The sequence below is a fragment of the Saccharothrix sp. ST-888 genome, assembly GCF_000955975.1.
GTDB lineage: Bacteria > Actinomycetota > Actinomycetes > Streptomycetales > Streptomycetaceae > Kitasatospora.
On the sequence record NZ_JYJF01000333.1, the window covers coordinates 1 to 592 of the forward strand.

1 protein-coding gene is annotated in these 592 nt (G+C 70.3%); it reads left to right on the forward strand.

Going from position 1 to position 592, the window contains the following annotated elements; translation table 11 throughout:
- Positions 1 to 592 (forward strand): acyltransferase domain-containing protein (locus UK12_RS32955; protein ID WP_045306889.1); only part of this gene is annotated, 592 nt, incomplete at both ends.

Genomic DNA, 592 nt, shown 5'->3' on the forward strand with positions numbered 1-592 from the left:
CGTTCCTGTTCACGGGGCAGGGGAGTCAGCGGGTCGGGATGGGCGCCGAGTTGTATGCGGCGTTCCCGGTGTTCGCCGGGGCTTTCGACGCGGTGTGTGCGGAGCTGGACGGGCACTTGGAGCGTCCGCTGCGCGAGGTGGTGTTCGCGGGTGAGGACGGTCTGCTGGATCAGACGGCCTACACGCAGCCCGCGCTGTTCGCGGTTGAGGTGGCGCTGTTCCGGTTGGTGGAGTCGTGGGGTGTCCGGCCGGACTTCCTGGCGGGGCATTCGATCGGTGAGCTGGCTGCTGCGCACGTCGCCGGGGTTCTCTCGCTGGCGGATGCTGCCGCGCTGGTGGCGGCTCGCGGCCGTCTGATGCAGGCGTTGCCCGCTGGCGGAGCCATGGTGGCGGTGCAGGCGTCCGAGGCGGAGGTCGTGCCGCTGCTGGGCGCCGAGGTGGGTGTCGCGGCGGTCAACGGGCCGTCGTCGGTGGTGATTTCCGGCGCCGGGCAGGCGGTTCTCGAGGTTGCGGAGAAGCTGGCCGCTGATGGCCGGAAGACCAAGCGGCTCATGGTCAGCCACGCGTTCCACTCGCCGTTGATGGAGCCGAT